This window comes from Microcoleus sp. PH2017_12_PCY_D_A (genome assembly GCF_020738565.1).
Taxonomy (GTDB): domain Bacteria; phylum Cyanobacteriota; class Cyanobacteriia; order Cyanobacteriales; family Microcoleaceae; genus Microcoleus.
The window spans coordinates 1-4,801 of record NZ_JAEQCI010000213.1; the positions used below are offsets into that span (position 1 = coordinate 1).

The following is a 4,801-nucleotide window of genomic DNA, read 5'->3' on the forward strand; positions in this document are numbered from 1 at the left end:
CTGTGACGCTAATACTGCATAATTTCAGCCCAAAAGCGTTTGGATTCCAAGTTTTCACAACTGATAAAAAAACCGACCCACATCTGCGGAATGTGGGGTAGATGGCCCCGATCGATCGCCCTTTCGCTTCATTAAACCTCTGGGCCGCCACCATTTCAGCAATACACTGCCCCAAACCTACTTTCAAATCTCCTTTTTTAGCTTCCACCATCACAATTACCGGGGCCTCAACGTCTAGTTGTTCCGGGGAACGGCTGATGATAAAATCGCAAACTCCTGTCAGTCCAACAGCCACATCAACATTGAATTCCTCACCCGAAAACACGCTGATTTGTTGGTTGAGAATCCTCCGAACTTCCAGCAAGACAGGGTTGATAATGGCTTCAGAACGGGCTTTTTCGGTGCTGGTGGCGATCGCCCAAGGCAAATTTGTCTCCAGCATGGTCTGCAAGGCTGTTGCAGGTGCGATCGGCTCAATTTCCGGCAAAAATCTGATTCCTTCCACTACTGTGAGATTGAAGGCTTCTTTAACTTTGCCGATCGTTGTAAATTGACTGTAAGACATAAGAGTTTTTTACTTAGATAAGACGGCGGTTGAAACCGCGCCTACACAAACGATGTCCGGATGGTGCGCGGACTCAAGATAAAAACGTAATTTTTACCCACATTTTTACCGCCCATTCTTCAACCCGCAAAGGTTTGATCGTTCGGACTTTAGTCCTTTGATAGATGAGGACTAAAGTCCGAACGATCAAACCAAGCTATTAAACTCGCTGCAACTTAGCCGTTCTCGGATCGATGATTTTGCGACCCAAACCTGTAAACTTAATTGCCAGATTAGTTTTATCACCCACTCCCAAGACGTGGGTAATTTCTCCGACTCCAAAAGCATGATGGAAAACCCGTTCCCCGGCTTTCCACTCTGCTGGAGAATTCCCAGAATTAGCGACTGAATTATTATTAGTTTTTCCCTGCAATGCAGCCGTTTTTCCAGTCTTAGTTTTCTTCGCACTTCCAGCCAGCAAATGTGTCGGCAATTCGCCTAAAAATAGCGAAGGGGTGCAGTGTTCGCGGTATCCTCCCCAGAGGCGGCGTTCGCGAGTGTGAGTCAGAAATAGCAATTCCTGGGCGCGAGTGATGCCGACGTAGCACAAACGGCGTTCTTCTTCAATAGCTTTCGGGTCATCTAAACTGCGGAAATTGGGAAATAAACCCTGTTCCATTCCGACGAGAAATACTACGGGAAATTCTAACCCTTTCGCGGAGTGCAGCGTCATCAGCGATACGCGGGAATCCTCTTCTTTTAAGTCATCTAAATCCGAGGCTAAAGATGCTTTGGCTAAAAATGATGTGAGGGTGGGTTCTTCGTTTTGTTCTTCAAATTGTAGCACCGCGTTGTACAATTCTCGAACGTTTTCGATGCGATTTTCGGCTTCTTCGGTTCCTTGGTTTTTCAAATCGTCAATGTAACCAGAATCTTCGATAATGCCTTGGACAATTTGCGACGCGGATGTGGTTTCAAGTTTTTGTTGCCAATTACCGATCATTTGGGCAAACTTAACGATCGCTTTTGCCGATCGCCCTGCGAGAGTATTTACAGAAGACTCATCGCTGAGAATTTCCCACAACGGAATCCCCAACTGAGTTGCAGCGTCTTCGATTTTACCGAATGTGGTGTCGCCAATGCCGCGGCGGGGAGTGTTGATGATGCGTTTGAGGCTGACGCTATCGTCGGGATTGGCGATCGTCCGCAGGTATGCTAGGATGTCTTTGATTTCTTTGCGATCGTAAAACTTCAGCCCGCCGACAATATTGTAGGGAATATCTAAACGCATTAACGCTTCTTCAAAAGAGCGAGATTGAGCGTTGGTGCGGTAGAGAATCGCAAAGTTGCTGCCCTGTTCGTATTCGGAGTTTTGGCGCTTTAAGGAATGAATTTGACCTGCTACAAATTCCCCTTCATCCAATTCGTTGTCAGCGCGCCACACCACAATCGGAGCACCGGGTTCGCGAGTCGGGCGCAGAACTTTCTCGATGCGTTCGGTATTGTGTTCGATCAAGTGGTTGGCGACTTGCAGGATGTTTTCGCGCGATCGATAATTCTCCTCTAATTTTACCATTGTCTGAGTCTTCTCGTCCGACAAGCCATCGCCGAAATCCTCTTGAAATTCCAGCAATATGGTATAATCTGCCATCCGAAAACTGTAAATTGATTGATCGACATCGCCCACGACAAAAATCGAGCGATTTTGCCATTTATCGAACTGTTTCGGGTCAACGTTATTTGTGACCAACATCCGAATCAAATCGTATTGAGTGCGGTTGGTATCTTGATATTCGTCTACTAAAATATGTCTAAACTTGTGATGCCAATAATTTAAGATTTGCTCGTTTTGGCGCAAAAGTTTAACAGGAACCAGAATTAAATCATCAAAATCTAAGCCGTTGTTGGCTGCTAAAGCATCTTGGTAGCGGCTGTAAACATCGGCAATTACGCGCCCTCGGTAATCCGGTTCTGCTGCTAGGAATTCTTGAGGCGACCAACCTTTATTTTTAGCGTTGCTGATGACATAGCGAACTTTCCGCGGGTCAAATTTCTTGTCGTCGAGGTTGAGGATTTTGGTGACTATTTGTTTGACGAGAGTTTGAGCATCTGATTCGTCAAAAATCGAAAAGTTTTTCTTCCACTGGCGGCCTTTTTCGTCTTGATATTTCTCAATGTCGTAGCGGAGAATGCGGCCGCACAGAGAGTGGAAGGTTCCCATCCAAATCTGTTTGGTAATTCTGTGGTAAATTTGCGATCGCAATTTCGTCTGTATTTCCGGCGCCAAATCAGCCAAAGGTTTGTCATATTCCGCTTCAGCTTGCTGAGTCGCTAGCAATTTCTCAATTCTTTCTTTCATTTCCCTAGCGGCTTTATTGGTAAAAGTCACCGCTAAAATATTTTCAGGATCGACTCGGTTGGTGCGAACTAAGTTAGCTACGCGGTAAGTTAGAGCTCGGGTTTTCCCGGAACCGGCGCCTGCTACTACTAACAGCGGCCCGTTGTAATGGACGACTGCTTGGCGCTGGGATGGGTTGAGGTGGCTGAGGTGATCGGTAGTTTGAGTCATAGTTGGATAGTTAGTTGTTGGATTTTTTTAAGGGATAAATAATACTTAGTGTTTGATACGGGGAGTTTTTTTAACGTAGGGCGCGATCGCCCTACAATATAATATCATGAATATCCGACGGCGGTTGAAACCAGGTTTATACAAACGATGTCCGCCATAAGACGGCGGTTGAAACCGCGTCTACACAAAGGATGTCCGGATGGTGCGCGGACGAAGAAAGAATAACGTAAAATATAATTTTTAACGCCTATTCTTCAACCCACGGAGGTGGGTTTTGTCTGTATAGCCGCGGTTTCAACCGCCCGGTATTCTAACGTTTAAATATTTTTTTTATCCAAATTGCCGCTAATATTCCCAAACCTATCCAAATAGCAATAATTACAGCCGCGGCTGTCCGATTTATCGGTTTTCCTCGTTCTATTTCTGCGGCTGCTTTTTCGCGACACTCGGCTAAAACTGCTGGCGGAATCATCTTCAATACCAGCCAAATTCCTAATGGTACAATTATTAAATCGTCTAAGTAGCCGAGAATTGGGATGAAGTCTGGAATTAAGTCGATCGGGCTAAAAGCATAGGCAACAGTAACACCGGCTAAAACTCTCGCGTACCAAGGTACTCTCTGGTCTGTACTGGCTAAATAAACAGCGTAAGTCTCTTTTTTGAGTTGGCGGGCAAGTTGTTTTAACGATCGCATATGTAGCAGAAGGAAGAAGTCCTATGGAAGTCGGAAGAAGGAAGAAGGAAGAAAAAAACTATTCGCTGTTTGCCCAATTCGCAATTCCCTATTCCCCATTTAAGTTTCTAAAAGTGTAACCGTGGGGACATCTGAAAATTTCCGTTGCAGCATAAGATTATACCATCTATTGTGTGAGGAGAATCGAGTTTATGAATTTAAATTTACAACGGGGCGATCGCATTAATTTCCGCAGTCTGCTAACAGCTTTATGTTTAACCTTAACTCTCGTTAGTTTCGCGGGATTAGATCCGGCTGCAGCTCAAGAACAGCGGATCAGAACCCTGACTGTTACCGGGCGCGGGATTGAAGCAATTCCGACAACTCAAACTTTAGTTCGTTTGGGGGTTGAGGTGCAGGGAAAAACGGCGGCCGAGGTGCAGCAAGAAGCGGCAAGACGATCGTCCGCTGTGGTAGAATTGCTGCGATCGCGCCAAGTAGAAAAACTCGAAACCGCCGGCATTTCCCTCAGCCCGAATTACAGCTACGAAAACAACCAACAGCGCTTAATAGGGTATATTGCTACAAATACCGTCAGTTTTCGCATCAATACTGCATCTGCCGGCACTTTGCTCGATGATGCGGTGAGGGCCGGAGCAACCCGAATTCAAGGTGTGAGTTTTGTAGCGGCCCCAAGTGCGATCGAACAAGCTCAAAAACAAGCACTCAAAAAAGCCACTCAAGACGCTCAAGCGCAAGCAGATGCAGTCTTGAGCGCGCTCAACCTCAAGCGCGGAGAGATTCTCGGAATTCAAGTCAACGGTGCGGGGACGGTGTATCCCATGTACCAGCAGAACTTTGGTGGTATTCGTGCTGCTGCTGGTGATATTGCTGTTCCAACACCGGTGATGGGAGGCGAACAGCAGGTAAATGCTTCTGTGACTTTGCAAATTAGCTATTGATTCATGGTTCGATCGTTCGGACTTTAGTCCGCATAAATCAGAGGACTAAAGTC

4 protein-coding genes are annotated in these 4,801 nt (G+C 46.1%); 1 reads left to right on the top strand and 3 read right to left on the bottom strand.

The window, feature by feature from the left end; genetic code table 11:
* The 3 genes from JGK39_RS32565 to JGK39_RS32575 form a co-directional block, all read right to left on the bottom strand.
* A partial coding sequence (locus JGK39_RS32565; protein ID WP_293297575.1) for a hypothetical protein occupies nt 1-565 on the bottom strand: 565 nt, incomplete at its 3' end.
* 199 nt (nt 566-764) lie between these two features.
* Nucleotides 765-3,113 (bottom strand): DNA helicase PcrA, encoded by a 2,349-nt coding sequence (gene pcrA, locus JGK39_RS32570; RefSeq protein WP_293246142.1) that lies wholly within the window; start codon nt 3,111-3,113, stop codon nt 765-767.
* A gap of 310 nt (nt 3,114-3,423) precedes the next feature.
* Nucleotides 3,424-3,807, bottom strand: coding sequence for a YkvA family protein (locus tag JGK39_RS32575; protein ID WP_293246139.1), 384 nt, complete (start codon nt 3,805-3,807; stop codon nt 3,424-3,426).
* Between the two features lie 191 nt (nt 3,808-3,998).
* Between JGK39_RS32575 and JGK39_RS32580 the strand changes: the two genes are divergently transcribed.
* Nucleotides 3,999-4,748 (top strand): SIMPL domain-containing protein, encoded by a 750-nt coding sequence (locus JGK39_RS32580; protein ID WP_293246136.1) that lies wholly within the window; start codon nt 3,999-4,001, stop codon nt 4,746-4,748.
* The last annotated feature ends 53 nt before the right edge of the window (nt 4,749-4,801 follow it).

Bases quoted from the DNA above. Each gene is read 5' to 3' on its own strand.
- JGK39_RS32575 (WP_293246139.1), bottom strand. From the start codon at position 3,807: ATGCGATCGTTAAAACAACTTGCCCGCCAACTCAAAAAAGAGACTTAC.
- pcrA (WP_293246142.1), bottom strand. From the start codon at position 3,113: ATGACTCAAACTACCGATCACCTCAGCCACCTCAACCCATCCCAGCGC.
- JGK39_RS32580 (WP_293246136.1), top strand. From the start codon at position 3,999: ATGAATTTAAATTTACAACGGGGCGATCGCATTAATTTCCGCAGTCTG.